This window comes from Streptomyces sp. AC512_CC834 (genome assembly GCF_019049325.1).
GTDB lineage: Bacteria > Actinomycetota > Actinomycetes > Streptomycetales > Streptomycetaceae > Streptomyces.
This window is the reverse complement of record NZ_JAGMUO010000065.1, coordinates 166,799-192,073: the sequence shown is the minus strand read 5'-3', so window position 1 is coordinate 192,073 and position 25,275 is coordinate 166,799. Positions and strand designations below refer to the sequence as shown.

Here is a 25,275-nt window from a genome sequence, read left to right as displayed (position 1 = left end):
CGCGGTGCGGCGGGACGTGGCGTGGCGGACGCGGTGCGGCGGGACACGGCAGGGCGGACGCGGCGTGGCGGGGCATGGCGTGGCGGACGCGGGGCGGCGGGACACGGAAGGGCGGGGCATGGCAGGGCGGACGCGGCGTGGCGGGGCGCGGCGAGGCGGGGCGCGGCGAGGCGGACGCGGCGCAGCGGGGTGTGGCGGGGCGCGGGGCGCGCGGCGCGGCGTGACGAGGCGCGGCGTACGCCACCGCCACCGCCACCGCGACCGCCGGACGGCTTCGGCAGGACCTTTTCCGTGCCGGATGACAGACTTGCACTGTCCAGGGCGGCGCCGAGAGGCTCCTGCTGCGAGAGGCGGCCTGGCCCGGGAGTGGTCGATGTTCCGCAAGCGTCCCGCACCTGACGGTGAAGAGCTGCTCGCCCGACTGTCGTCGCTGACCACACGGACGAGGGAGCTGGCCGAGCTGCGGCGCTCGCAGGTGGAGCTGGCCATCGCCCTCCAACGTGACATGCTTCCCGCGGACCTCCCCGCCGTTCCCGGCATTCACCTGGCCGCGTGCTACTCGCCCGCGTACGCCGGACTCAACGTGGGCGGCGACTGGTACGACGCCTTCACCCTCCCCGACGGCCGCATCGGCCTCTCCGTCGGCGACGTCCAGGGGCACGCCATCGACGCGGCCGCCTTCATGGGCCAGGTCCGGGTGGCCCTGCGGGCGCTCGCCTCCGTGACGAGCGAGCCGGGCGACCTCCTCGCCTGCACCAACGAACTCGTCCTCACCCTGAACAAGGACCTCTTCGCCACCTGCACCTTCATGCGCCTCGACCCGGCCACCGGCGTGCTGGAGAGCGCCCGGGCCGGCCACATTCCCTGCGTCCGGGCCACGGCCGACGGCAGGGCGGAGGTCTGCCGGGACGAGGGGGGACCGCCCCTGGGCGTCATGGAGGGAACCGAGTACCCGGTGACGCGGTACCGGCTCGGCACGGGCGGAGTGTTCGTCCTGGTCACGGACGGCGTCGTGGAGGGACCGTCCCTGAACGTCGACGAAGGCCTGGAGAGGGTGGTACGGCTGGCGAGCCTCGCCGCCGTCGTCGGCATGGAGGCGCACGCGCTGGCGGCCGCCGTACTGAAGAACGCCGAGTTGATCGGACACGAGGACGACGCCGCCGTACTCGTCGTCGGCCACGACGGGCGTGCCATTACGCCGTAGGGCGGGACGCGGCGGCTCCCGCCTCGCTGATGCGGCCGCACAGGTGTCTGATGGCTGCTGTGGTGGGAATCCGTGCGTGGCCGAGACCGGTCGTCCTGGCCAGTGAGACGCTGCTCGTCGCCGCCTGCTACTACGCGGCGGGACGACTGGGGCTGTCGCAGCGACTGACCGCCGACGGGGCGGTCGTCACCCCCATCTGGCCGCCCACCGGCCTCGCGGTGGCCTGTCTGCTCCTCTTCGGCCCGAGCTGCGTACCGGGCATCGCCATCGGCGCGCTCCTGGTCATCGTCTCCCTGGGAACCCCCGGCGCCGAGGCCGTCGGGATCGTGGCCGGCAACACCGCCGCCCCGGTCTGCGCCTGGCTGATGCTGCGCGCGGTGGGGTTCCGGCCGAGCCTGAGCCGCCTGCGCGACGGACTGGCCCTGGTCTTCCTGGGGGCGCTGGCCGCCATGCTGATCAGCTCGGGAGCGGGCGTCGGCATGCTCGTGCTGTCGGACAAGCTCCCCACCCACCATCTCGGGCTCATCTGGCTGGCGTGGTGGGTGGGCGACGCCATGGGCGTCGTCCTCGTCACTCCGCTGCTGCTCCTGCTGTACCGAGCACGTCTGCCGCCCCCGCCGTCGGTCCGCTGGGTCGAGGCCGTCGGCCTCACCGTCGTCGTGTGCGTGGCCGTGCCGCTGATCATGTACAGCTCGGTCAGCGTGCTGTTCCTCTGCTATCCGCTGCTGATCTGGTCCGCGCTGCGCTTCCAGTTGGCGGGCGGCATGCCGTGCGCCCTCTTCGCCTCGGTGATGGCCACCGTCGTGGCCCGGCAGGAGGCCGGCTCCTTCGGGAAGCTGACCGACATCGAGACGATGATGAAGCTCCAGGCCTTCAACGGGACCCTCGGACTGACCGCGCTCCTGCTCTCCGCGGTGATCGGCGAACAGCTCAACACCAGACGGTCGGTGGAAGCGGCCTGCCAGGAGCTGGTCGAGGCGTTGCAGCACCTGAACGCCGGCGGCCCCGGGAATCCCGGGAGCCCCGGGAGCCCCGGGGCGCCCGGAGGACAGGCGCGGTGAGCCCGGCGGCGGTTTCCCCGCCGCCGGTCCGGCCGGAGGTCAGAAGTCGTAGTCGTCGATGTTCCCGGCGTCGAAGACCGTCGGATCGCCGAGGGTGATGACGCCGTCCCCGCCGAGCTTGAACCAGCCCATGTCGCCGGCCAGGAACATCTGCCCCTCCCGGCCGGTGATCTGCCCCGAGGCGAGGGCCACCGCGGCGTGCCCGGCCAGCTCGCCGAGCTTGGCCGGGTCCCACAGCACGAAGGCATCCACCGTGCCGTCCTCGATGTAGGGGCGCATGTCGTTGGGGGCGCCGAGGCCGGTGAGCTTGACGTCGCCCTTGGACTGCGACTGCGAGAGGTACTTCGCGGCTGCCTTGATGCCGTTGGTGGTGGGAGAGATGATCCCCTTCAGGTCCGGGTGCTCCTCGAGGAGTCCTTCGGCCTCCCGGTACGACTTCTTCGCCTCGTCGTCGCCGTAGGCGACGTCGACGAGGCGCATGTCCTGGTACCGCGCATCCTCCAGCTCCCTCTTGATGCTCTTGATCCAGGCGTTCTGGTTCGTCGCCGTCCGGGCGGCGGACAGGATCGCGATGTCGCCCTTGTAGCCGATCTGCTCGCCGAGCAGGGCCAACTGCCGTACGGCGATGTCCTCGGAGCTCGCGGGGGAGACGAAGGCGTAGCGGCACCCGGGATTGGTGTCGGAGTCGTAGGTGACGACCTTGACGCCCTCCGCCATGGCCCGCTTGAGGGCGTCGCACAGTGCGTCGGGGTCCAGCGCCGAGACGGCGATCGCGTCGACCTTCTCCTCGGTGAGGGCGTTGATGCGGGAGACCTGACCGGCGGTGTCGGAGCCCTGTTCCGTGCCTACTTCCTTGAACGTCGAGCCCAGCTCCTCGACGGCCCGCTCACCGCCGTCGTCGGCCACGGTGAAGTACGGCGTGTTGACCTGTTTGGGAAGGAAACTGACGGTCAGGCCCGTCTTGGTGGGCGCGTTGGGGGACGCCTCGGCGTTCTTGGCGTTGGTCGTACCGTCGTCGTCCGCCGAGTCGTCCGTGTCACCGCACGCGGCGGTGAGGAGACTGAGCGAGGAGACGGCGGCGAGCAGTACGGAGGCGCGACGTGAGGGGGAGGTGCGCATGTGCTTCTTTCGGTGAGTCGACGTGCGGCACCCGAGGCCGTTCGCCGAGCGCGTCCGGCAGGGGGAAGAGCCATGCGGGTGCGTGAAAGTCGCGTGGGGCCGCCCGAGCGTGGGGCCAGGGCACTGAAAGGTTTCAATGGAACGTGACGGGGACGTTAGGCACAAACGCCGTTGTGGTCAATGGACTTGCGGGAAACAGTTCTTGAGCCTGCGGCCCTTCAGCCCTGCCCCTCGGGGGATCGCGGAACCGACGCCGGGATGCGGAGAGATTGCGCCCGCACCACGACTACGTCGCCGCCCGCGCGTCCGTGGCCCCCGTACGGCCGAGGGAGCGGTCGAAGAGCGTCAGCAGCAGGTAGAGGACGCCCGCTCCGAGCATGACCCAGGCGAGCCGGTGCAGGCCGCCGGTGTCGGCGTGCTGCCCGAAGGACGCGGCGGTCGCGGAGGAGGCGACCATCGAACCGATGTAGGCGAAGGTGCGCAGCAGTCCCGCCGAGGAGGCGGTGCGCTCGGAGTCGGCCTGGAAGTAGACGGAGTTCTGCAGGGCCAGGTTGTTCAGCCCCTGCGGCACACCGAATATCAGGGCGACCACCAGCAGCATCCACAGGGGGCTGTCCCCCGTGAGCGTGAGGATCACCAGACAGGCGGCGATCTGTCCGACCGCGCCGAGCAGCAGCTTCCCGCGCACGCTCCCGCTGCGCCCGGAGACTATGGAGACCCCGATGGCCAGCAGGAACATGGGGATCTGGGCCAGCCCGGCGTGAAAGGGCGTCAGCCCGAAGCCGTCTTCGGTCCACTGGGTGAAGCCGTAGAGGAAGGCGTACGCGACGACGTACGCGACCAGCGCCCGCCCGTAGGTGGCCAGGAGTGGGGTGTTGCCGCCGAGGACCCGCAGATCGATGAACGGGGTCCTGGCCCGCAGCTCCCGGACCGCGAACGCGGCTCCCGCGGCGGCGGAGATCGCCAGCAGGTACCAGTCGCGCAGGTGCAGGTTCATCAGGAAGAGCAGCAGCGAGACGAGCATCGCGGCGAACAGCCCCATGCCGGGCAGGTCGAGCTGGGCGATCAGGCTCCCCCGCCTCGGGGAGCGGGGCGTCCCGGCCGACTTGGGCAGCCGCAACACGCCGAGCAGCACCGCCGCGACCGCCAGCGGCACGTTCAGCGCGAACGTGGTGCGCCAGCCGCCCACCGCGATCAACAGGCCGCCCAGCAACGGGCCGACGACGGCGATGGTCTGGTTGGCGACCGCCAGCGCGGTGAGCACACCGCCCGGACTGTCCCGTCCGGTGCGCTCGGCCTCGCTGCGCACCAGTGCCATCGCCGCGGGATAGCCGGCGCAGGTGCCGAAGCCGAGCAGGACGCGGGCCACGATCAACACGCCCAGGTTCGGCGCCAGGGCGCCGACCACACCGGCGACGCCCACGAGGCCGGTGCCAAGGAGGAAGAGCCTGCGCGGTCCGAACAGGTCGATGAGCCGGCCCATGACCGGCTGACCGAGCGAGGTGGCCAGGTAGAGGGCGGAGACGAGCCACGCGGTCTGCGAGGCCGGCGCGCCCAGGGCCCGGCCGATGGGCACGAGGGCGACGGCGATGATCGTCGAGTTGATCGGGTTCAGGACCGAGCCGAGCAGCATCGGGGGCAGCAGCCGGCGGTCGAAGCGCGGCTTGTCCGTGTCCCCCCGCGCAGCCGCCTTCGCGTCAGTCACGGGTCAGCCGCTCCAGTACGGCCATGGTGGAGATCACGGCCCGGCGTTCCTCTTCCGTGCACTTGTCCTGCAACTGGCCGGCGAGCCATTCCGTCCGGGCCTGCCGCCCTTCCTCCACCCGGCGTTGGCCCTCGGCGGTCAGCGCGATCAGCAGACGCCGCCCGTCGCCCGGGTCGGGGCGCCGCCGCAACAGCCCCATCGAGGCGAGGGACGCGACCGTCGCCGTCATCGACTGGTGCCGCACCCCTTCGGCGGCGGCGAGCTCGCTGGCCGTGACGCCGTCCTTGCCGGACAGCCGGGCCAGGACCGAGGCCTGGCCCAGGGTGATGTCTTCCACCTCGGAGGCCTTCAGGATGCGGCGCCGCAGGCGGCTGATGACCGTACGGACCTCGCGCGAGGCCTGAACCGCCGACGGCGACAGGCTCTGGTTCTCACTCATGCGCGAGAGCCTAACTTCTACAGGTGTAACTGTACAGGTACACCTGTATGAATGCTCGGGGTGGCGTCAGGCCGCGACCGGCATGTACTCGCGCACCCACGTCTCGAAGGAGGTGGGTATCAGTCCCAGGTTCCGTGCGAACTCCGGGAGCGCGGGCTGGGGGAACTCGTTGAGCTGTGCCTGTCCGAACCCCATGTCGGGCATGCCGGCGGCGACCGCCTCGTCCTCGGTCATGTCGGGTGCGGTCACGGCTGTCTTCAAGTGGCCGGAAAGGATGGCGGCGATCTCCGTCATGCTCAAGTGGTCGCTCGCCAGTTCCAGCTCGACCCCGTCGAAGCGCTCCGGTCGGGCCACGGCCGCCGCCGCGGCGGCCCCGATGTCGTCGACGGCGACGAGCGACAGCCGGGTCGTGGGCTTCAGCAGACTCACCAGACCGCGCTCCAGGCCGCGCGGGAACATGATGCCCTGCGCGGGGAGGAAGTTCTCCATGAAGAACCCCGGCTTGATGAGCGTCCAGTGGGCGAAGCCCGCCTCGCGCACCCGGTCCTGGATCCCGGACTTCGCGGCGTAGTAGGGGCTCATCCAGGCCCAACGGCCCTGCACCCGGCTCGTGTGCTGCCCGGCGCCTGAAACTGAGGTGTGCACGAACTGGGTTACTCCGGCCGCCCTGGCGCCCTCGATCAGGTGGGCGGCCTGGGCGACCTCGCCCTCGAAGCCGCGCCCTTCGAGGTCGGGCATCTGGACGGAGAAGACGGCACGGACCCCCTCGGCGGCCCGGGTCACGGAGTCGAGGTCGTCCAGGTCCCCGGTGGCCAGTTCGGCTCCGAGCGCCTCGACCGCCGCCGCCCGGTCGGTCGAGGGGTCGCGGACCAGTGCCCGGACCGCGATGCCCGACCTGAGCAGGGCGCGGGTGGTGGCGCCGCCCTGCCGGCCGGTCGCGCCGGTGACCAGAACGGGTGCGGAGTCTGTGGGCATGGTGTCCTCCGGGGGTGGTGAAAGGTAAATGGCGGGGCCCGCCACTTATCTCCTGGGTACGATACGGAGGGCCCCGCCACTTAGCAATCCCGATCAGCGATACCGAAAGGACGCCATGCCCGAGAACCAGCGCGCGGACGCACGGCGCAACTACGCCCGGATCCTGGCCGTGGCCGAACAGGAGGTTGCCGCCCACGGCGCCGACGCGTCCCTGGAACGGATCGCCCGCATCGCCGGTGTCGGCTCGGCGACGGTGCGCCGGCACTTCCCGAGCCGACGCGCCCTGCTGGAGGCGGTGTTCGGGGAGCGGATCGAGGCCCTGTGCGCCGGCGCCGCCGCGTCGGCCGAGGCGCCCGACGTCCGGACCGCGTTGCTGGACTGGCTGGGCGCGCTCACCGAGTACGCCGCCTCCGCACGGGGGATGGCCGAGGCGCTGGCCCAGGACCGGCTGGTCGACCCGGAGCATGTGAACGTCTGCTCGGTGAAGCTCGGCGGCGCGGTCGAACCGCTGGTGCGGCGCGCCGCCGAGGAGGGTGTGGTGGCGCCGGGTGTCACCCCCGCCGACCTCGTCGCGCTGGTCACGGGCATCGCCCTGGCAACGGAGCACCATCCGACCCCTGTCGCCGAGGCGCGTCGACTGCTGGACCTGACCGTCGAGGGCGTCAGTCCGCCGAGGTGAGCGGGGTGTGCCCGCCGGGGGCACGCGGTCGGCAACCTCGAGCCGCACACCCCGGGACGAGCGTCGTGGCTCACCGCGCCCCCGTTCCCGGCACGCGCACCGGCATGAGTACCGGCGTGAGTACCGGCGTGAGTACCGGCGTGAGTACCGGCGTGAGCCCGGACGTGAGCACCCGTCGGTGGCCGTCGACCGACTCCGCACGGGTGGCGAGCCTGCCCGGACCGCGGTCCGTCCGCGTGGCCTGCCGGGTCGACCGCGGCCCGGTCGAGTACGACGGCTGGAGCAACGACGTCCGCTCCCACAACGACGCCCGCTCCCAGGAGTGCCCACATGCTGACCCCTCCCACCCGGTACCGGAGTTCCGCCCCGCGCCGCGGACGGCGGCTCCCGCGCGCGCTGGGCGGCGCGGTGTGCCTGCTCGCCCTCGCCGGTACCGCTCTGTCCACGGCGCCGGCTCCGGCCGCCGACGCCGCCCTCCCGCCCGCCCCGGTGTCCTGGCACCCGGACCTGTCACGGACGGGCGGCGACGACGTCAACGTCCGGTACGACGCGGGCGCCCTGCGGGTGCGGGACGGCTCCCTCAGCCCCGCCTCGCTGGGCCGGGACCGCGGCTACGCCTCCGCCGTACTGGAGGCGCACCACGTGGGCCGGCCCGTGAACCGGGTCACCGTGAGCCTCGACGCGACGGTGCCCGAGGCGGCGAGCGTCGAGGTCGACGTGCGGGGACGCGCGGCCGACGGAACCTGGACCGAGTGGCGGCGGGCGGCGGCCGGAACCCCGGCCCGACTGCCCCGTGATGTCGTCGACGTCCAGGCCCGGCTCACCCTGTGGAACGCCACGGGCGCGCCCACGGCCGCCGTGCGGGCGGTGACCCTGACGGCGGACGACACGCGGAGTGTCCCCGCCGAGCCCGCCCCCGGCTCCGCCTTCTCGGCGCGCGTCTACGCCACCCGCGAGGGCCTGGTCGGACACACCACCGCCAACGGCCACGTCATCCGCGAGAACGACCACTTCGTGGCCCTCCCCTCCCGACGGGCGCTCTCGCCGGCCGGCAGCGGACAGTACTCCGTGCAGGTGTGCGGGCCGGTCCGCTGCGAGACGGCGCCGGTGTGGGACGTCGGCCCCTGGAACACGCACGACGACCACTGGAACCCCTCCGACCGGCGCGAGCAGTGGAAGGACCTGCCGCAGGGTCTGCCCGAGGCGCAGGCCGCGTACGAGGACGGCTACAACGGCGGACGCGACGAGTTCGGCCGGCAGGTCGCCAATCCGGCGGGCATCGACCTGGCCGACGGCACCTTCTACAACGTCGGCCTCGACGACAACGGCTGGGTGACCGTCACCTATCTGTGGACCGACGTGGGCGGCGACACCACGTCGTTCCGGACGTGGAGCACCGACGTCGGCGTTCGGCAGCAGGCGACGACCACCTCCACCCGCGTGGCCGGTCTGCCCGGGCCCACGACCGTGCGGGTGCGGTGCCAGGTCCACGGCCAACTCGTCACCCACGACGGCTACAGCAATGACGCCTGGTCGTACCTGCCCGACTACGGCGGCTACGTCTCCAACATCTTCATCGACGTCGCCGACTCATGGCTCCCGGACGTGCCCGCCTGCTGAGCCGGTCAGCGGGTGCCCGCGCGTACGGCGGTGGTCGCCAGGGTGGTGTAGTGCATCGTGAAGCGGCCACCCAGCGCGTCGACGGCATCGCCGACCGCGCCCAGTATCCCGGCCAGTTGACCGGGGCTCAGCCGGGTGAGGCCACCGGTGGTGGGGAGCAGGTCCAGCCACTGGTCGCGCGTGTAGGACCGTTCCCAGTCGAATCGCCACTGTTCCGGGTCGTCGAACCGCCCGGTCTCGCGGATCGTGTCGGCGATCTTCGCGTACCCCGCTCGGTACGTCTCCAGCGGACGTCGAGCCGGTTGATCGCTGAACGGGGAGCCGGGCGCCACCCGCCGGCAGGCCGCGGCGAACGGCTCGGCCACCTCGGCGGGCGGTTCGAAGACGTGCCCGAAGACCGTCAGGCGCCCGTCCGGACGCAGCACCCGGGCCGCCTTCGCGGCGCCGGCGACCGGGTCCACCCAGTGCCACGACTGGGCGGCCGTCAACGCGTCGAACGTCCGGCCGGCCGGTTCCCAGGCCTCGAAGGTGGTCACCTCGACCGGCAGGCCGCGGGCCCGCGCGAGGTCGGCCATCCGCGCGTCCGGCTCGATGCCGAGCACGGCGCAGCCGGCGGCCTGGAACTGGCGGGCCGCGATGCCGGTGCCGCAGCCGACGTCGAGCACGTCGGGCCCCGGGCTCCCGTCGACGACCCGCGCCACCAGGTCCTCGGGGTAGCCGGGGCGGGCCCGGTCGTAGCGCTCGGCGTCCGTGCCGAACGATTCGGCCGTCTGCCGAGCCTGATGCGGCTGGGGTTGGGGTTGGGGTTGGGGTTGGGACCGCACCGGTTCGGGTTGCTCTCGCGGTAGAATGGGCATGCGTTCACTTTAGTGGGCAAGCGCCCACTTGCCAACGGGTGCCAGGAGCCTGGCCCGCGAGAGGAGCGGTACGTGCCGACCGGGGTACACCTGCGCGACGCGCGGCAGCAGTTGTTCGACGCCGCCGAGCGCGTGCTGCTGCGAGACGGCCCGAACGGGCTGACCAGCCGGGCCGTCACCGACGAGGCGGCCTGCGCCAAAGGCCTCCTGCACCGGCACTTCACCGACTTCGAGGCCTTCCTCGCCGAGCTGGTCCTGGACCGCGCCGCCCAGCTCGAGACGCAGGCGCACACGCTGCGCGAGACCGCCGGCACCGGCACCGTGGCCGACAACCTCACGGGTGCGCTGACCACCCTGTTCGGACCGGTTCCCGTGGCGATCATCCCGCTCATCACCTGCCGGGACGAGTTGCGCGCGCGGCTGCGGCAGGCCAGGCCCGGAGGCGGCATCGCGATCCTCGCCCAGGTCACGACCGCGGTCTCCGTCTACCTGGCCGACGAGCGCGCCATGGGCCGCATCGCGGCCGACGCCGACATCGACTCACTCACCCTCTCGCTGGTCGGCGGCGGCCATCTCCTGTTCGCGGACCGCGACCCCGGCCCGCCGACCACCGCGACCGTCAACAAGCTGGTGACCACGGTGCTCGCCGATGTCGTGCAACGGCGGTCACGCTGAACCCGGTCTCGCGGCAGACAACGACACGTCTGGCCGCGGCGGTGGCCTCGGTGGTGATCGTCGGCGCCGGACTGACCCTCAGGGCCGTGGCGGCGGGGGACGTGGCCAAGTACGGCGGGGACGCGCTGTACACCCTGCTGGTCCTCGCCCTCGTTTTCGTGGTGGCGCCGTCCACGCCACCGGCGAAGGCCGCCGGCGCGGCCCTGGCCGTGAGCTGGGGCGTGGAGTTTCTCCAGCTCACCGACCTGCCGGCCCAGCTCGCCCGGCAGAGCACGGCCGCTCGCCTGGTCCTGGGTTCCACCTTCAACGCACCGGACCTCTTCTGGTACGCGGTCGGCGCGGTGGCCGGCTGGTCCCTCGTGCCCCGGCTGCGCCGGGCCGGTGCGCGCCGGCCGGTCAGCCGAGCGTGAACCGCACCGGCGTCCCGGCCGCGGCCTGCGCCACCGCCGCCAGGGCGGGTCCCGCGACGACCGCGATGACCGGGTAACCCCCGGTCGTCGGATGGTCGTGCAGGAAGATCACCGGGCGCCCGTCCGGCGGGACCTGGACGGCGCCCAGGACCATGCCCTCGCTGGGCAGTTCGTCGGGCAGTCCGTCGGGCAGTCCGTCCGTCCGCGCCCGTTCCAGCGAAGGCCCTTCGGTACGCAGGCCGATGCGGTTGCTGTGCGGCGAGACGCGGTACGCGGCCGAGGTGAGCGTGCGCAGCGCGGCGGGGGAGAACCAGTCGGCGCGGGGACCCGGGCATACCGGCAGGACCAGTTCGGCGGGCGGCGCGGGCCAGGGGGCGGCGACGGGCAGCGCCACCGGCAGGGCCGGGGTCCCCACCTCGACGACGTCACCGTCGCGCAGGGGCTCCGGTCCCAGCCCCGACAGCAGGTCCGTCGCGCGGCTGCCCAGCACGGGTTCGGCGGCGATGCCGCCCGCGACCGCCACGTACGAGCGCACACCGGCGGTCACCGCCCCCACCTCCAGGACCGCGCCCGCCGGCACCCGCACCGGAGCGCCCCAGGCGGCCGGCCGGCCGTCCACGGTCACCGGGCAGGGCGCGCCGCCGACCACGGCGGTGATGTCGCGGTCGGGCCGCAGGACGCAGCCCGTGAGGGTGGTCTCCAGGACGGCGGCCCCCGGGTCGTTGCCCAGCAGGCGGTTGGCGAGCCGCATCGCGGGGGCGTCCAGTGCGCCGGAGAGGGGGACACCCAGGTGGGCGTGACCGGGCCGGCCCGAGTCCTGCACCGTCGTCAGGGCGCCGCAGCGCACGGTCGTGAGCTTGGCCGTCATGCCTCCGCCTCCGCGGGGATGCCGTCCGCCGTGACGAATCGCACGCGCGTCCCCGGTGCGAGGAGGGCCGCGCGCTCCCGCGTGGGGTCCCACAGCGGTCGCGGGTCGGGCATGGTGCCGATGAGCTGCCAGCCGCCCGGCGTGGAGCGCGGGTAGACCGCGCTGTACGGGCCGGCGAGTGCGACCGCCCCGGCCGGCACGCGGGTCCTCGGTGTGGACCGGCGCGGTACGTGCAGCCGGGGCGGCAGGCCGGTCAGGTAGCCGAAGCCGGGCGCGAAGCCGCAGAACGCGACCCGGTAGGTGGGGGAGGAGTGGCGGGCGGCGACCTCTTCGGGAGCGACGCCCCACAGGGCCGCCACGTCGGCCAGGTCCGGTCCGTCGTAGCGTACGGCGATCTCCACGACGTCCCCGTCGTCCGCGGCGCCCGGCGGTACGTCCCACCCGGTGAGCGTGCGGGCCAGCGCCTGAGGATCCGGCACCCCGTCCAGCAGGACGGTACGTGCCCCCGGCACGATCTCCCGCACCGGCGGCAGCGTCCCGGCGGCGCGTCTGCGCAGCACCTCGGCGTGGAAGGCGGCGGCGCCCTCGGCGTCGGGCAGCTCGACGAGGAGCGCGTACCGGCCTGCGGGACGCGTCGCGAGAGACGGGCGCCCCGTCATGCGAACGCCTCGATCCCGACCCCCGAGGCCTCCAGCGCCTCGCGCACCCGCGCCGCGATCCTCGACGCGTTCGGAGTGTCGCCGTGCACACACAGCGAGCGGGCGGCGACCGCGACGGTCGTACCGTCCACGGCCTCGACCGTCCCCCGCACGGCGAACCCCAGCGCGCGCCGTACCACCGCGTCCTCGTCGGTCACCACCGGGTTCGCCTCACGGCGCGGGACGAGGGTGCCCCGCGCGGTGTAGGCGCGGTCCGCGAAGGCCTCGGGCACACCGGTGAGCCCGGCCTCGCCTGCGGCGGTGAGCAGTCGCGAGCCGGGCAGGCCCAGTACGGGCAGCGCGCCGCCCGCGAGCCCGACCCCGGCCACGACGGCACGGGCCTGCTCGGCGTCGTGGACGGTGCGGTTGTAGAGCGCGCCGTGCGGCTTCACGTACGCCACCTCGGCCCCGGCGGCCTCGGCGAACACCCTGAGCGCGCCGATCTGGTACGCCACCTCGGCCGCCAGCTCGTCGCCGGGCACCTCCATGGCGCGGCGTCCGAAGCCGGCCAGGTCGCGGTAGGACACCTGGGCGCCGATCCGCACCCCGCGCTCGGCGGCTAGGTCGCACACGCGGCGCATCACCGAGGGGTCGCCCGCGTGGAAGCCGCAGGCGACGTTGGCACTGCTGACGACGGAGAGCAGGGCGTCGTCGTCGGTGAGGGTCCAGCGGCCGAAGCCCTCACCGAGGTCTGCGTTGAGGTCGATCACCCCTTGAAAGTAGACGATCGTTGAACGATCCGACAAGAGATCGATGCGCCTCCGTGACGACGGCCGGACCGTGGCCGTGACGGGGGAATGAAATCAGCCCCTTGTTAGATCGTTCAACGATCGCTAGTGTCCGTGCATCTGCCACGCATCCGGAGCTATGGTCCGAGGACCGCTGAAGCCCCGGCTCCGCAGCTCCCGGATCCGTGCCTGCCCCCTTGCCCTGCCCCCTCATGCCTGAAGAAGGCCACCGAATGATCGTTCTCCTCGGTGTGGTCGTGGTGATCCTCGGATTCGTCACGCGCCGCAACCCCGTCCTCGTGGTGGGCGTCGCCGGTATCGTCACCGGACTGCTCGGCAAGATGAACCCGCAGGAGGTCCTCGCGACCTTCGGCCGGTCCTTCGCCGACAGCCGCTCGGTCACCGTCTACGCCATCGTGCTCCCCGTGATCGGGCTGCTCGAGCGCTACGGCCTGCGCGAACAGGCACGCAACCTCATCGGCCGGCTGGGCAGGCTCAGCGCCGGCCGGTTCCTCACCGTCTACCTGCTGGTCCGGCAGGTCACCGCGGCCTTCGGCCTGAACAGCATCGGCGGCCCGGCGCAGACCGTGCGGCCCCTGGTGGCGCCCATGGCCGAGGCCGCCGCCGAACGCTCGACGGGGGCCAAGCTGCCCGACCGCCTGCGCGAGAAGGTGCGCTCCTACTCGGCGTCGGCCGACACCGTGGGCGTCTTCTTCGGCGAGGACTGCTTCATCGCCATCGGCTCCATCCTGCTGATCACCGGCTTCGTGAACTCCACGTACCACCAGCACATCGAACCGACCCAGCTCGCCCTCTGGGCGATCCCGCTCGCCGTCTGCGCCTTCCTGATCCACGGCGCCCGGCTGCTGCTCATGGACCGGCAACTGGAGCGCGAGATGGCGCTCGCCGCCGCCGAGCACGAGCTGCCGCTTCCCGAGGGGGCCGACAAGTGATCAAGGTCGAATGGCTCTACTGGCTGATAGGCCTCGTCTTCGTCGTCATGGCCGTCCAGATGGCAGCCGACCGCAGCAACCCCAAGCGGTGGACGTCCGCCGCGTTCTGGGGCCTGCTCGGAGTCACCTTCCCCTACGGCACCGGCGTCGCCACCGACACGGCCGGCAGCGGCGGCTGGACCCTGCCCGCCGAACCGCTCGGCGTCGCCGTCCTCGCCCTGATCGTGCTCGCCGGCTTCAACTTCCTGGGCAAGGGCGTCCCGGTCACCACCACCGACGAGCAGCGCGAGGCCTCCGCCGACCGGCTCGGCAACAAGATCTTCATCCCCGCCCTGACCATCCCGCTCGTCGCCATCGTCTGCGCCTCCCTGCTGGACGAGTCCGGGCTGTTCGAGTCGGGCAAGGCCACCCTCCTCGGGCTCGGCCTGGGCTGCGTCGCGGCGCTCGTGGTCGGGATGCTCGTCACCGGCGAGAGGAAGCCCTCGGTCCCGATCCACTCCGGCCGCTCCATGCTGGAGGCGATGGGCTCCGCCCTGCTGCTGCCCCAGCTCCTGGCCGTGCTCGGCTCGATCTTCGCCGCCGCCGGGGTCGGCGACCAGGTCGGCGACATCGTGGACAAGGTTCTGCCGGACGACTCCAAGTACCTCGCCGTCATCGCGTACTGCGTCGGCATGTTCCTGTTCACCGTCATCATGGGCAACGCCTTCGCCGCGTTCCCGGTGATGACCGCGGCGATCGGCTGGCCGGTGCTCATCCAGCAGATGCACGGCAACGAGCCCGCCGTCCTCGCGATCGGCATGCTGGCCGGCTTCGCCGGGACGCTCTGCACACCGATGGCCGCCAACTTCAACATCGTCCCGGCCACCCTGCTCGAACTCAAGGACCAGTACGGGCCGATCAAGGCACAGCTTCCGACCGGGGTCGCGCTGCTCGGCTGCTGCACCGTGATCATGGCGCTCTTCGCCTTCTGAGCCGCAGCGCAGGTCCGTCGTTCGGCCCCGCACCCGTCCGCCCCGCAAGGAGTGTTCATGACCCGTGTCCTCATCACCGGCTTCGCCCCCTTCGGCGGTGCGAGCGTGAACCCGTCCTGGCAGGCCGCGTCGCTGGTGGCCGCCGAACCGCCCGCCGGGCTCACGGCCACCGCAGTCGAACTGCCCTGCGTCTTCGGGAAGTCCCTCGACACCCTGCGCGACGCCCTCCGGGCCGAGACCCCCGACCTGGTGCTCTGCCTGGGCCAGGCGGGCGGTCGCCCGGGGGTCACCGTCGAACGCGTCGGCCTCAACGTCGACGACGCACGCATCCCCGACAACGCGGGCCGGCAGCCCATCGACGAACCGGTGATACCGGACGGCCCCGCCGCCTACTTCTCCACCCTCCCCGTCAAGGCCTGCGTCGCCGCGATGCGCCGGGCCGGTGTGCCGGCCGCTGTGTCCAACACCGCCGGCACCTTCGTCTGCAACCACGTGGCCTACGGCCTCGGCCATCTCGTCGCCACCGAGTTCCCGCACATACGCGGCGGGTTCGCGCACGTGCCCTGGGCGCCGGAGCAGGTCCCCGACGGGACCGCGCCCTCCCTCCCGCCCGCAACCGTCGCCCACGGCCTGCGCGCCCTGCTGGCCACCGCCGCCCGCACCGCCGCAGGTCAGGACCTGAAGGTCACCGAAGGAGCCACGCACTGATGCCGCTCAGCACCCACGCGGCCCGGTTCGCCGGGCTCGCCCTCGCCAACATCACCCGCGAGTACCCCAACTTCCCCGCTCACCTGATCACCTCGCCCGACGAGCCCCTCGAACCCAGCTCCCTGCATCCCGCCTTCTACGGCGCCTACGACTGGCACTCCTCGGTCCACATGCACTGGCTGCTGGTCCGGGTGCTCCGCCGCCACGGTGGCACGCCCGCACTGCCGGACACCGGAGGGGCCGTCGAGGTGCTCGACCGGCATCTCACCCCCGGCAATCTCGCTGCGGAAGCCGCCTACCTCCGTGACCGCCCCTCCTTCGAGCGGCCCTACGGCTGGGCGTGGCTGCTCGCGCTCGCCGCCGAGTGCCGTGCCCTCGGAGGCGAGGCGGGCGAGCGCTGGACCGCGGCACTGGCACCGGCGGTCGACGTCGTGGACGGGCTGCTGGCCGACTGGCTGCCCAGGGCCACGTATCCCGTGCGCCACGGCAACCATCCCAACAGCGCCTTCGCGCTGGGCCTCGCGCTCGACTCCGGAGAGCTGTCCGCCGCCACCGACCTGGCCGTACGAGAGCGCCTGTCGGACTGGTTCGCCGACGACCACGACGCCCCCGCGCACTGGGAACCGTCGGGGCAGGACTTCCTGTCCCCGGCGCTCAGCGAGGCCGACGCGATGCGCAGGGTGCTGCCGAAGGACAGGTTCGCGCAGTGGCTCGGCCGCTTCCTGCCCGCGCTCGGCTCCGGTGCCCCCTGCCTGCTGCTGGAGGTGCCGGTCGTCTCCGATCACGCCGACCCGCAGATCGGCCACCTGCTCGGCCTGACGCTCAGCCGGGCGGCCGCACTGCGCTCCGTCGCCGGCGCCCTGCCCGCCGGAGCGGTCCGCGACCGCCTGGGGGAGGCGGCCGAGGCACACCTCTCGGCGGGCCTGCCGGCGGTGGGCCGCGGCGACTTCACCACCGACCACTGGCTGGCGACCTTCGCCGCACTGGCGCTCGACCCCGTCGCCGGGCGCTGACCGTGCCGTCGCCTTCGCTGTCTCCGTCACTCACGGCGAGCCACCGCCGCGAGACCCGCGCCCGCGACGCGCGGCTCAGCTCTCCGGCCGCAGCAGGCCGCGCCGGTAGGCGGGTACCAGGTGCCGCGGGACGCGGTAGGTGACCCCGTCCACCGTCACCGGCACCAGGGTGGGCGGGGCCGCCTTCCACTGGGCACGACGGTGACGGGTGTTGCTGCGGGACATCTTGCGCTTGGGAACGGCCATGGGACGGGTCCTTTCGGCGGACGGCTGACCGGCTCCGTGGGCGCTCACGGAGCGGCGGAGCCGAACTGGACCACGACGCTACATGAAAACGGTGTTCATTGTTAATTGGCGTTGCCGACGCGCCGCAACGCCCGCACCAGTGCCTCGACGCCCGCCTCCGCCTTGGACCGGGGGCAGCCCACGTTGAGCCGCACCCGTCCCGGGGAGCCGTAGGCGGTCCCCGGCATGATGGCCACCTTCTCCACCTCCACCAGCTCCCGTTGGAGCACGGCGTCGTCGACACCCAGGGGGCGCAGGTCGAGCCAGGCCAGGTATCCCGCCTGCGGCGGCTGCGAGCCGAGTCGCGGAAACTCCTCGCCGAGGCGGTCGGCGACCATCGCGAGGTTGCCCGCCAGATAGACGCGCAGGGCGTCCAGCCAGGGCGCCCCCCTGCGGTACGCGGCGATGTGGCCGACCAGCGACAGCACCGCGGGGGAGGAGAGGCCGTCCGCGTCCTTGAGCTGCCGCAGGTAGGCGTCGCGCGACGGGGCGTCGCCGATGATGCCGTAACTGCCCGTCAGAGCTGGGATGTTGAACGACTTGGACGCCGAGGTGACCACGGCCCACCGGCCGTCGCCGCCGTGCCGCGCCCAGGGACGGTGGACGTGCGGGGCGTACGCCAGGTCGGAGTGGATCTCGTCGCTGATGACCGCCACGTCGTGCCGGGCGCACAGCCGGGCCATCCGGTCCAGCTCCTCGGCGGTCCACACCCGGCCCGTCGGGTTGTGCGGTGAGCACAGCAGCAGTACGGCTGTGTCCGGGAGCGCCAGGAGTCGTTCGAGCTCCGCCCAGTCGTCCAACGGGCAGCCCCGAAGCTGCCGTCCGCCCGCCGCCACGGTCTTGGGGAAGGCGTCGTACATCGGGGTGTGGGCGACCACGCCGTCACCGGGCCGCGACCACAGCCCCAGCAACCGCGAGATCTGGTAGACGACGGAGGGCGCGTACACGACCGACCCGGGGTCCACGTCGGTCGCGTGGCGCGACGCGTACCAGTGGACGATCGCGGAGAGGAAGTCGTCCTGGCGCCACCGCGAGTAGCCGAGCACCCCGTGGTCCAGCCGTTCGCGGAGCGCCGCCAGGATCTCCGGGGCGGTCTCGAAGTCCATGTCGGAGATCGTGAACGGCAGCAGGTCCGGTACGCCGAAACGGTCCTGTACGTAGTCCCACTGCGTGCACCAGGTACCGCGCCGGTCCACGGGAGTGTCGAAGTCGTACGACGGCGGTGGCGACGGCGGTGGCGACGGCGGTCGGGCCCCGTGGACCGGGGAGGAGGGCGAGGTCATGGTCAGCCCACCGGGATCATCGTGGCGAGGGCGTCCTTCACCGACTGGACCTGCGGGCCGATGACGACCTGCACGTTGTGGCCGTCGAGCTTGATGACCCCCACGGCCCCCAGCTTCTTCAGCCGTGCCTCGTCGACCCGTTCGGCGTCCTGGACCGTCATGCGCAGGCGGGTGATGCAGTTGTCCAGGGACCGGATGTTGTCGGCACCGCCGATCGCGTCGAGGATGGCGACGGCGTCGTACTTCCCGGCCACCAGCTCACGACCCGGTCGCGGCGTCTCGTCGCAGCCGGCCGGCGCGCCGCCGTCCAGCTCGTCCTCGCCCCGCTCGTCCTCGCCCCGCTCGTCCTCGTCCTGCTCGGGGACGTCCTCGCGGCCCGGAGTCTTCAGGTCGAACCGGGTGATGGCCCAGCGGAACAGGAAGTAGTACACGGCGAACCACACCGCCGCGATCACCGGCACCAGGTACCACTTGGTCGTCGATCCCTGGAGAACTCCGAAGACGAGCCAGTCGATGACATTGCCGTCGGTGTTGCCGATGAAGACGCCGAGCGACGCCGCCGTGAGGAATCCGAGCCCCACCAGGACCGCGTGGATGGCGTACAGCCACGGGGCGACGAAGAGGAACAGGAACTCCAGCGGCTCCGTGATGCCGCCCACCACGCAGGCCACGACACCGGACACGAGCAGCGCCTTGATCTCCGGGCGCATCCGCCGCTTCGCGCAGTGGTACATCGCGAGCGCGGCGCCCGGCAGGCCGCCCAGGTAGGCCGCCATCTTCCCCTGGGAGAGGAAGTGCGTCGCGTCGGTGACCGCGGAGTTGGGCGCCGCCGAGCAGTCGAGCTGGGCGTAGAACAGGTTCAGGGCGCCGGAGACGTGCTCGCCGCAGACGGCTCCCGAGCCGCCGACGTCCGTGAAGCGGAACATGGCGACGAGGATGTGGTGCAGGCCGATCGGGCGCAGCAGAACCTCGCCCATGCCGAAGAAGAACGGCCCGAAGACCCCCGTGTGTCCGATGCCCCGGCCCACGGAGGTGATCCAGCCGTTGAAGGTCGGCCACACCAGCGGGATGAGCAGACCGAGCACACTCAGCACCAGGGCCGAGACGATCGGGACGAAGCGCAGCCCCCCGAAGAAGGCCAGCGCGTCGGGCATCCGCTGCGTGCGAAAGCGCCGGTGGAGAAGGCTGACAACGATGCCAACGGCCACCGCGCCGAGCAGGCCCGTGTCGATGGACTGCACCCCCAGCACATCGGCGATGCCGTAGTGCTCGACGGCCTTCTCGTCCTCGAAGTCGACGCCCTTGGCGGTGAGGTAGAAGTTCACCGCGAGGTTCATGGCGGCGAAGCCGACGAAGCCCGAGAACGCGGCCACGCCCTTGTCCTCGCGGGCGAGACCGAGCGGGATCGCCATCGCGAACAGGACGGGCAGGAACGTGAAGGCGACCAGACCCGTGTTGGCCATCCAGGTGAAGACGAGGTGGAAGCCCTCGCCCTTCAGGAAGGCAACGTTGTCAGTGACGGCTTCGCTGGACAGGGAGGAGCCGATGCCCAGCATGATGCCGCAGAACGCGAGCAGGGCCACCGGGAGCATGAACGTCTTGCCGAGCCCCTGGAGGAATTCCCAGAGTGCGGCCTTGGTCTTCTGCATGTGTACGGAACTTTCGAGCCTGGGGGGACGGACCCGACCGCTCGCCGTGGCGAGGCGGGGCGGGCCGGCGGGCGCAACGAGCGGCGGAGGACATGACTGGGGGGTCGGCCCGTTCTCGCGCGAGGCAACCCGGGGATCGCCCGGTGACCACGCCAAGCAGAACCGTTCCGCCGCACGGATCACATCACAGCGGGTCGGTGGCTGTCCACGGCGTCCCCCGCCGCCACCCCGTGGGCCCGGACACCGCCGGCCCGCCGGTCACAGCCATCCCCGCCGGTCACAGCCAACCTCGCCGGTCACAGCCAACCCCGCCGCGCCGCCTGCCAGGCGAGCTGCATACGGGTCTCCGCGTGGGCGCGCTCCATCATGCTCTGGATACGGCGCTGGACCGTCCGGCGGCTCAACTGCATCTGCGAGGCGATCGCCTTGTCGGCCACGCCCGCCACCAGCAGGGACAGCAGCCTGCGGTCGGTGGGGGCCAGTGCGTCGGGCGCACCGGGTCCGTCGGTCCCCGAGAGCTCGCCCGTGTCGTCGACGTCCAGCGGGACCGCGTCCTCCCAGTAGCGTTCGAACAGCGCTATCAGGGCCGCCAGCAGATTGCTGTCCCGAACCAGCGCCGTCGTCGGTTCCTCCGGACTGCCGTGCGGACCGCCGGCGACGAGCGGGAAGACGGCCACGGCGCGGTCCGCGACCGCCAGACGCAACGGCAACTGCGGCACGGCGCGGGCGACCTCACCGGCCCGTACCCCCGCCACCACGTTGTCGACCGCCCCCTCGTCGTCGAAGAACGCCTTCTCGTACAGCACCCGGTAGCGAACGCCCCGGGCCAGCGCCTCGAACTCCTCGGTGTTGCTGCCCGACGGCATGGCGACGTACTGGGCCTTGCAGAACCAGAGCATCTCCTCGCGCACGCTGGTCTGGATCTGCCGAAGGTGCTGGCGCAGGGCCTCGGCGCCGGTGATCACCTCGAGGAGCTGACCCGCGTCGCGTCTGCGCATGGTGTCCCGGTAGGACTCGATCAGCCTGGCCGCCTCGTGCTGGGCCAGGTCGAGGGCGTCGGCGCTGCGCTTCAGCCGGGGCAGCAGGGCGACATCGGGCGGAGCCGCCTGGTAGAGCCGGGGCGTGCCGTCGGTGGGACTGGCCAGTCCCTTCGCCGTGAGCGATTCCAGGACGTCGTCCATCCGCGCGACCGGCAGGCCGCCTCGCTCCGCCAGGTCGGCGGCACCGGCCCGGCCGGACGCCACGAGCAGTGCGTACACGGACTCCTCGTCGGGCGACAGCCCCGCGATCTCCAGCACCCCGAACGCCCTCCCCGGATCCTGGGCTGTGACGGTTGAACACCGTACTGCACAGGCGAGGAGGGCGCGTTGGGGGTGTACGGCATCACCGCACACCCCGGTGCCGGGCTACCGGCCCACCGCGTAGGCGCGTCGCACCGTCTGCCGTACCGAGTCGCCCGCCGAGTCGCGCGCCGTGACACGGAGCGTGACCCACGTCTTCTTGTGGGCCGGCGGTGTGAGCGAGGCCCGGAAGGCGTTGTGGCCGTGGGCGTGCACCCGAGCCGTCGACCACGTGCGCCCGTCGTCGTAGGACGCCTCGACGCGGACCCGCACGCCGCGCGGAACGGCGAGTCCTTCCTGGGCACGGACCTGCACGCCGATGCGGTGCGACCGGGTGCCGCGCACGGTGTTGCGCACGTCGACGGGTACGTCGTAGTCGAGTTGGAGCAGCGACAGCGGTGTGGCCGCCTTTGTCCGGCCCGACTCGAAGGACCACGACGTACTGGTGGCCACGCCCATCGTCCAGTCCTCCGAGGTGCGCGAGGTCTCCATGTCCAGCCGGTAGTCGGCGCGTTCGGCGGGAACACTCACGTTCTGCCAGGCGCTTTCGACGTCGTCGACCCGCTTGCCGTCCCGGTACAGCACGGCGCTCGCGGCATCACCCGCGGTGACCGTGCCGGAGGTCCCGAAGCCGCCGCCTCCCGAGGCGGGCGACCAGTGGCCCGCCTGCGAGTCCGTGAACTCCGGAATCCTCAGCCGCATCACGTTGCCGTCCCGCACGGTCGGCTTCGTGGTGCCGGCGGGTATCGACGGCCGCACGACCGCCCCCTGCCAGCTCTCCCGGGGCCGCACGCCGGCCCGGTAGGTGCGCGGATCGTCACGCATACCGACGACGAGCGGCTGGTCCCTGTCGAACGTCGTGGTGTGGTGCACCCGGTGCTGCCAGGCGGTGCCGTTGGCGCTCACGTACTCGGTGCGCGCGAAGCCGAGCGGCACGAACCGGGTGTACTGCAGCCAGGCCGTGTTCTGGTACGGCCGCCAGCCGAAGCGCTGCTCGCTCGCCCAGCCCGTGACACCGTTGTCCGCGTAAGTGGTGCGGACGACCGCGCTGTTGCGCGCGGACACCGTGTGGACGACCTTCCGGGGCACCTGTTGCTTCGACACCTGCATCACGTCGTACAGGTACGGGCTGCGTGCGGTGCCGGAGAACCTCACCGAGGTCCTGCCGCGGGCGATGCGGGCGAGCAGCTCGGCCCCCGTGCCCTTGCCGATCCGCAGCGTGGGCAGGGCCGTACGGTCGCCCGTCGGCCTCCAGCGCGTCCAGCCCGTGTCGTTGAAGTGGATCAGGATCACCGCGCGGACACCGGCCGCCTCCGCCCGCTCGACGAGGGCCCTCTCGCTCGCTCCCGTCGGATTGTTCACCACCGCGGCCTTCCCGCGGGCACGGCTGAAGTCGGCGTTCGCCGCGTCACCCGCGTCGACCGCGGTCAGTGTCGCGCCACGCTCGGGGAACAGCGGCGACGCGGGCATGTAGTAGGCGCCCAGGTCGAGCTTCGAGCGGGACACCTTCGCCCGGATGAGCGGGGCGACGAGCTGCCACCGGGAGGCGAACTCGAAGGTGCCCTCGGTCACCTTGGCCGTCGGACTGATGTACAGCCGCTTGGCGATGTCGAAGTACATCGTGCCCTGCGTCAGGCTGCGGCCCCCGATCTCCCGGTAGGTCTGGTAGCTCATGATCCCGCGCTGCTCGGCGGGCCGGGGTGTGCGGATCTCCACCGGAACGGTCTTGCGGGCGTCCAGGGTGACGGTCATGTCCTTGGTGACCTTCACCTCGGGCAGCACCACGTGGCGCAGCTCCTGGCCGTCGTCCGCCGACGTGGTCCAACTGGTGTTGAGCTGGTAGACGCCCTCCTCGACCTCGGCGACGGCCGCGGCGGGGTCGGTGTAGCCGACGAAGCCCTCCGCACCCCAGATGGTCGGCAGGTCGTGGACCTGCTTGCCGTCCTTGTCGATCGTCTTCACGGTGATCCGGTGCGTGGGCCCGTGCACCACCAGGCTCAGCGTGGTGTGCGCCGCCACCGAGCCGTCGGCGGACGTCGCGGTGACGTAGCCGTAGAACTTGCCCTGCCCGGCACGGGCGGGGTCGACGGTCAGCGGGACCTCGGCCGAGGCACCGGCCGGGACGCGCACGGAGTCGGCACCGAGCCGCGCCGATCCCTCGGCGGGCGCCTTGCCGCCTTCCGTGGCCAACTCGACGGCGAGCGAGAGCGTGACGTCCTTGTCCGAGGAGTTCGTGTACCGGACCTCGGAGGTCACGGGCTCGGTGTCCTGCGACGTGAACGGGCCCATGACGAGCGTGCCGCTGGCCGTCACCGCGCCAAGCCCCGCGGCGCGCACGTCGATCCGGCCGCCGCCCTGTTCGGTGACCTTCTGGCCGTCCACCGTGGCCGCGGTGCTGATCAGCGCGTCCTTCAACTGCGCGCCGGTCCAGTCCGGATGACGCTGGGCGAGCAGCGCGGCGGCGCCCGCCACGTGCGGGGTCGCCATCGAGGTGCCCGAGGCGGCGGTGTAGTGCTCGTCGACGGGGTCGCCCATGGCGGTCCCGGCCGCGCGTGCCGCCACGATGCCGACACCGGGAGCCGTCACGTCCGGCTTCACCGCGTCGTCACCGAGCCGCGGGCCGCGGCTGGAGAACGGGGCGAGCGAGTCGTCCCGGTCCACGGCCCCGACGGTCAGCGCGGCGTCCGCGGCGCCGGGCGAGCCGACGGTACGGGGGCCCTGCTCGCCCTCGTTGCCGGCCGCGACGACGAACAGGGTGCCGGTGCTCCGGCTGAGGTCGTTGAGCGCCTGGCTCATGGGGTCGGTGCCGTCGGTGGCCGTCGAGGAGCCGAGGCTCATGTTGACGACATCGGCGCCCTGGTCCGTCGCCCACTCCATGCCGGCGATCACCTGCGACTCGCTGCCGAAGCCGTCGTCGCCGAGGACCTTGCCGACGAGCAACTGCGCGGCGGGCGCGACGCCCTGGCGGCGCCCGTCGGACGCGGCTCCGCTGCCACCGACGATGGAGGCGACATGGGTGCCGTGCCCGAAGGCGTCCCCGGTGCCGGAGCTGCCGGAGAAGTCCTTGGCGGCGACGACCCGTCCGGCCAGGTCGGGATGGCTCTGGTCGGCGCCGGTGTCCAGGACGGCGACCTTGACACCCTCGCCCCGGTAACCCGCAGACCAGACGTCCGGGGCACCGATCTGGGCCGTACTGCGGTCGAGGGAGGCGCCCACCCGGCCGTCCAGCCACACGCGCGGCGTGCCGGCCCCGGCCTGCGCGCGCTGCCCGTCGTCGGAAGAGACCAACTGCTTCCAGAACCTGCCGAGGTCCGCGTCCTCGACCCGCACGGCACGCGCGTCGATGCTGTCGAGCCTGCGGACCGACGCGTCCTGCCCCAGCTCGGTCAGGGCGTTCACGGAAGAGGCCGCCACCCCGTCGGCCTGTTCCACGATGAGCGGCAGCGCGTCGGTGTGCGCGGTGTCGTACCGCTGCGCGAGGAGCGCCGTCACGTCGAACAGGTCCTGGTCCAGCCGCCCGGCGGCCACCAGGGCGTCGGCGTCGGACGGCAGGACCGTCACGTGGCCGTCCTGTTCGAGGGTCCGGAAGAGCAGACCCCGTCTTCCGGGCCCCGGCGTGACGGACGCCGCCTGGCGGCCGTCCGAGGCCCGCGTGAGCGTCACACTGTCACCGGTGATCAGCTTGACCGTCGCCGCGCCGTGGTCCGACGCGGTCGCGGGGGCGCCTTGACGCGGTGTGCCCGCGAGCGCGGGTACGGGTGCCACGGCGCCGGCGGCCAGCGCCAGACCAGCCGATATCGCTGCCAACAGGCGGATCCGTCTCATCAGTGCGCTGCCTTCCCATGCGTTCGATGCAAGTTCATGCGTTGGCCAGAATGAGCTTGCCGAAGACGGGGTGTCACCCGATTCCGGTGGCACAGGTGGGACATGTCGCAACGGCGACACCGTCCCGCCGGCGCCTGCCGCGACGGCGGTCGGGGACCGCGACACGGCTGCGGGGGAGTGGTGTTGGTGTCCGCGTGGCAGAAAGGCATT

23 protein-coding genes are annotated in these 25,275 nt (G+C 72.3%); 10 read left to right on the top strand and 13 right to left on the bottom strand.

From position 1 onward, the window contains the following. Positions 1 to 373: 373 nt before the first annotated feature. Entirely contained in the window at positions 374 to 1,204 is an 831-nt protein-coding gene (locus tag KUM40_RS23090; RefSeq protein ID WP_217167962.1) for a PP2C family protein-serine/threonine phosphatase, read from the top strand. A gap of 50 nt (positions 1,205 to 1,254) precedes the next feature. Next, positions 1,255 to 2,265: an MASE1 domain-containing protein gene (locus tag KUM40_RS23085; protein ID WP_217167961.1), complete on the top strand. Its 1,011-nt coding sequence runs from the start codon at positions 1,255 to 1,257 to the stop codon at positions 2,263 to 2,265. 39 nt (positions 2,266 to 2,304) lie between these two features. On the opposite strand, the gene rhaS is transcribed toward KUM40_RS23085, so the two are convergent. From rhaS to KUM40_RS23065, 4 genes are all read right to left on the bottom strand, one after another. Beyond that, the gene (rhaS, locus tag KUM40_RS23080; RefSeq protein WP_217167959.1) at positions 2,305 to 3,384 is read right to left on the bottom strand and encodes a rhamnose ABC transporter substrate-binding protein; all 1,080 of its coding nucleotides are present in this window, start codon (positions 3,382 to 3,384) and stop codon (positions 2,305 to 2,307) included. 286 nt (positions 3,385 to 3,670) lie between these two features. Then, positions 3,671 to 5,017: an MFS transporter gene (locus KUM40_RS23075; RefSeq protein ID WP_254395577.1), complete on the bottom strand. Its 1,347-nt coding sequence runs from the start codon at positions 5,015 to 5,017 to the stop codon at positions 3,671 to 3,673. 64 nt (positions 5,018 to 5,081) lie between these two features. Next, complete coding sequence (locus KUM40_RS23070) at positions 5,082 to 5,528, bottom strand: MarR family winged helix-turn-helix transcriptional regulator (RefSeq protein WP_217167956.1); 447 nt, start codon at positions 5,526 to 5,528, stop codon at positions 5,082 to 5,084. A 66-nt stretch (positions 5,529 to 5,594) separates the two neighbouring features. Continuing rightward, positions 5,595 to 6,503 (bottom strand): NmrA/HSCARG family protein, encoded by a 909-nt coding sequence (locus tag KUM40_RS23065; RefSeq protein WP_217167954.1) that lies wholly within the window; start codon positions 6,501 to 6,503, stop codon positions 5,595 to 5,597. Between the two features lie 115 nt (positions 6,504 to 6,618). On the opposite strand from KUM40_RS23065, the gene KUM40_RS23060 reads away from it, so the two are divergent. After that, positions 6,619 to 7,182, top strand: a complete 564-nt coding sequence (locus KUM40_RS23060; RefSeq protein ID WP_217167953.1) for a TetR/AcrR family transcriptional regulator — start codon at positions 6,619 to 6,621, stop codon at positions 7,180 to 7,182. A gap of 330 nt (positions 7,183 to 7,512) precedes the next feature. Continuing rightward, positions 7,513 to 8,802 (top strand): hypothetical protein, encoded by a 1,290-nt coding sequence (locus tag KUM40_RS23055; RefSeq protein ID WP_217167951.1) that lies wholly within the window; start codon positions 7,513 to 7,515, stop codon positions 8,800 to 8,802. Between the two features lie 5 nt (positions 8,803 to 8,807). Here the strand turns inward: KUM40_RS23055 and KUM40_RS23050 are convergent, their stop codons facing one another. Continuing rightward, positions 8,808 to 9,659, bottom strand: a complete 852-nt coding sequence (locus tag KUM40_RS23050) for a class I SAM-dependent methyltransferase (RefSeq protein ID WP_217167950.1) — start codon at positions 9,657 to 9,659, stop codon at positions 8,808 to 8,810. Positions 9,660 to 9,731: 72 nt separating this feature from the next. On the opposite strand from KUM40_RS23050, the gene KUM40_RS23045 reads away from it, so the two are divergent. Together KUM40_RS23045 and KUM40_RS23040 are read left to right on the top strand one after the other, a co-directional pair. Next, entirely contained in the window at positions 9,732 to 10,334 is a 603-nt protein-coding gene (locus tag KUM40_RS23045) for a TetR/AcrR family transcriptional regulator (protein WP_217167948.1), read from the top strand. A gap of 50 nt (positions 10,335 to 10,384) precedes the next feature. Continuing rightward, positions 10,385 to 10,744: a DUF2809 domain-containing protein gene (locus KUM40_RS23040; RefSeq protein WP_217167946.1), complete on the top strand. Its 360-nt coding sequence runs from the start codon at positions 10,385 to 10,387 to the stop codon at positions 10,742 to 10,744. Here KUM40_RS23040 and KUM40_RS23035 read toward each other — a convergent pair. Genes KUM40_RS23035 through KUM40_RS23025 form a run of 3 tightly spaced genes read right to left on the bottom strand, consistent with a single transcriptional unit; the run spans position 10,731 to position 13,020 of the window. Beyond that, a complete protein-coding gene (locus tag KUM40_RS23035) occupies positions 10,731 to 11,612 on the bottom strand; it encodes a biotin-dependent carboxyltransferase family protein (RefSeq protein WP_217167945.1) in 882 nt (293 codons plus the stop codon). The genes KUM40_RS23040 and KUM40_RS23035 overlap by 14 nt on opposite strands. After that, positions 11,609 to 12,271, bottom strand: coding sequence for an allophanate hydrolase subunit 1 (locus KUM40_RS23030; protein ID WP_217167943.1), 663 nt, complete (start codon positions 12,269 to 12,271; stop codon positions 11,609 to 11,611). The genes KUM40_RS23035 and KUM40_RS23030 overlap by 4 nt, the downstream gene beginning before the upstream one ends. Further along, positions 12,268 to 13,020, bottom strand: a complete 753-nt coding sequence (locus KUM40_RS23025; RefSeq protein WP_217167942.1) for a LamB/YcsF family protein — start codon at positions 13,018 to 13,020, stop codon at positions 12,268 to 12,270. The genes KUM40_RS23030 and KUM40_RS23025 overlap by 4 nt, the downstream gene beginning before the upstream one ends. A 251-nt stretch (positions 13,021 to 13,271) precedes the next feature. Between KUM40_RS23025 and KUM40_RS23020 the strand changes: the two genes are divergently transcribed. The 4 genes from KUM40_RS23020 to KUM40_RS23005 are packed head-to-tail and all read left to right on the top strand — an operon-like array spanning position 13,272 to position 16,683. After that, entirely contained in the window at positions 13,272 to 13,991 is a 720-nt protein-coding gene (locus tag KUM40_RS23020) for a DUF969 domain-containing protein (protein ID WP_217167941.1), read from the top strand. Beyond that, positions 13,988 to 14,962 (top strand): DUF979 domain-containing protein, encoded by a 975-nt coding sequence (locus tag KUM40_RS23015; RefSeq protein WP_217167939.1) that lies wholly within the window; start codon positions 13,988 to 13,990, stop codon positions 14,960 to 14,962. Before KUM40_RS23020 ends, KUM40_RS23015 begins: the two co-directional genes overlap by 4 nt. Before the next feature lie 57 nt (positions 14,963 to 15,019). After that, entirely contained in the window at positions 15,020 to 15,670 is a 651-nt protein-coding gene (gene pcp, locus KUM40_RS23010; protein ID WP_217167938.1) for a pyroglutamyl-peptidase I, read from the top strand. Further along, positions 15,670 to 16,683 (top strand): DUF2891 domain-containing protein, encoded by a 1,014-nt coding sequence (locus KUM40_RS23005; RefSeq protein ID WP_217167936.1) that lies wholly within the window; start codon positions 15,670 to 15,672, stop codon positions 16,681 to 16,683. Before pcp ends, KUM40_RS23005 begins: the two co-directional genes overlap by 1 nt. A 75-nt stretch (positions 16,684 to 16,758) precedes the next feature. On the opposite strand, the gene rpmF is transcribed toward KUM40_RS23005, so the two are convergent. The 5 genes from rpmF to KUM40_RS22980 all read right to left on the bottom strand — a co-directional run bounded on the left by rpmF (position 16,759) and on the right by KUM40_RS22980 (position 25,065). Beyond that, a complete protein-coding gene (gene rpmF / locus KUM40_RS23000; protein ID WP_217167934.1) occupies positions 16,759 to 16,929 on the bottom strand; it encodes a 50S ribosomal protein L32 in 171 nt (56 codons plus the stop codon). A gap of 101 nt (positions 16,930 to 17,030) precedes the next feature. After that, positions 17,031 to 18,251, bottom strand: coding sequence for a MalY/PatB family protein (locus KUM40_RS22995; RefSeq protein ID WP_217167933.1), 1,221 nt, complete (start codon positions 18,249 to 18,251; stop codon positions 17,031 to 17,033). Between the two features lie 2 nt (positions 18,252 to 18,253). Further along, the gene (gene malX, locus KUM40_RS22990; RefSeq protein ID WP_217167932.1) at positions 18,254 to 19,900 is read right to left on the bottom strand and encodes a maltose/glucose-specific PTS transporter subunit IIBC; all 1,647 of its coding nucleotides are present in this window, start codon (positions 19,898 to 19,900) and stop codon (positions 18,254 to 18,256) included. A 296-nt stretch (positions 19,901 to 20,196) separates the two neighbouring features. After that, positions 20,197 to 21,198 carry a LuxR family transcriptional regulator gene (locus tag KUM40_RS22985; protein WP_217167930.1) on the bottom strand — a complete coding sequence of 334 codons (1,002 nt, stop codon included), beginning with the start codon at positions 21,196 to 21,198 and terminating at the stop codon, positions 20,197 to 20,199. Between the two features lie 108 nt (positions 21,199 to 21,306). Then, complete coding sequence (locus KUM40_RS22980) at positions 21,307 to 25,065, bottom strand: S8 family serine peptidase (protein WP_217167928.1); 3,759 nt, start codon at positions 25,063 to 25,065, stop codon at positions 21,307 to 21,309. Positions 25,066 to 25,275: the final 210 nt, after the last annotated feature.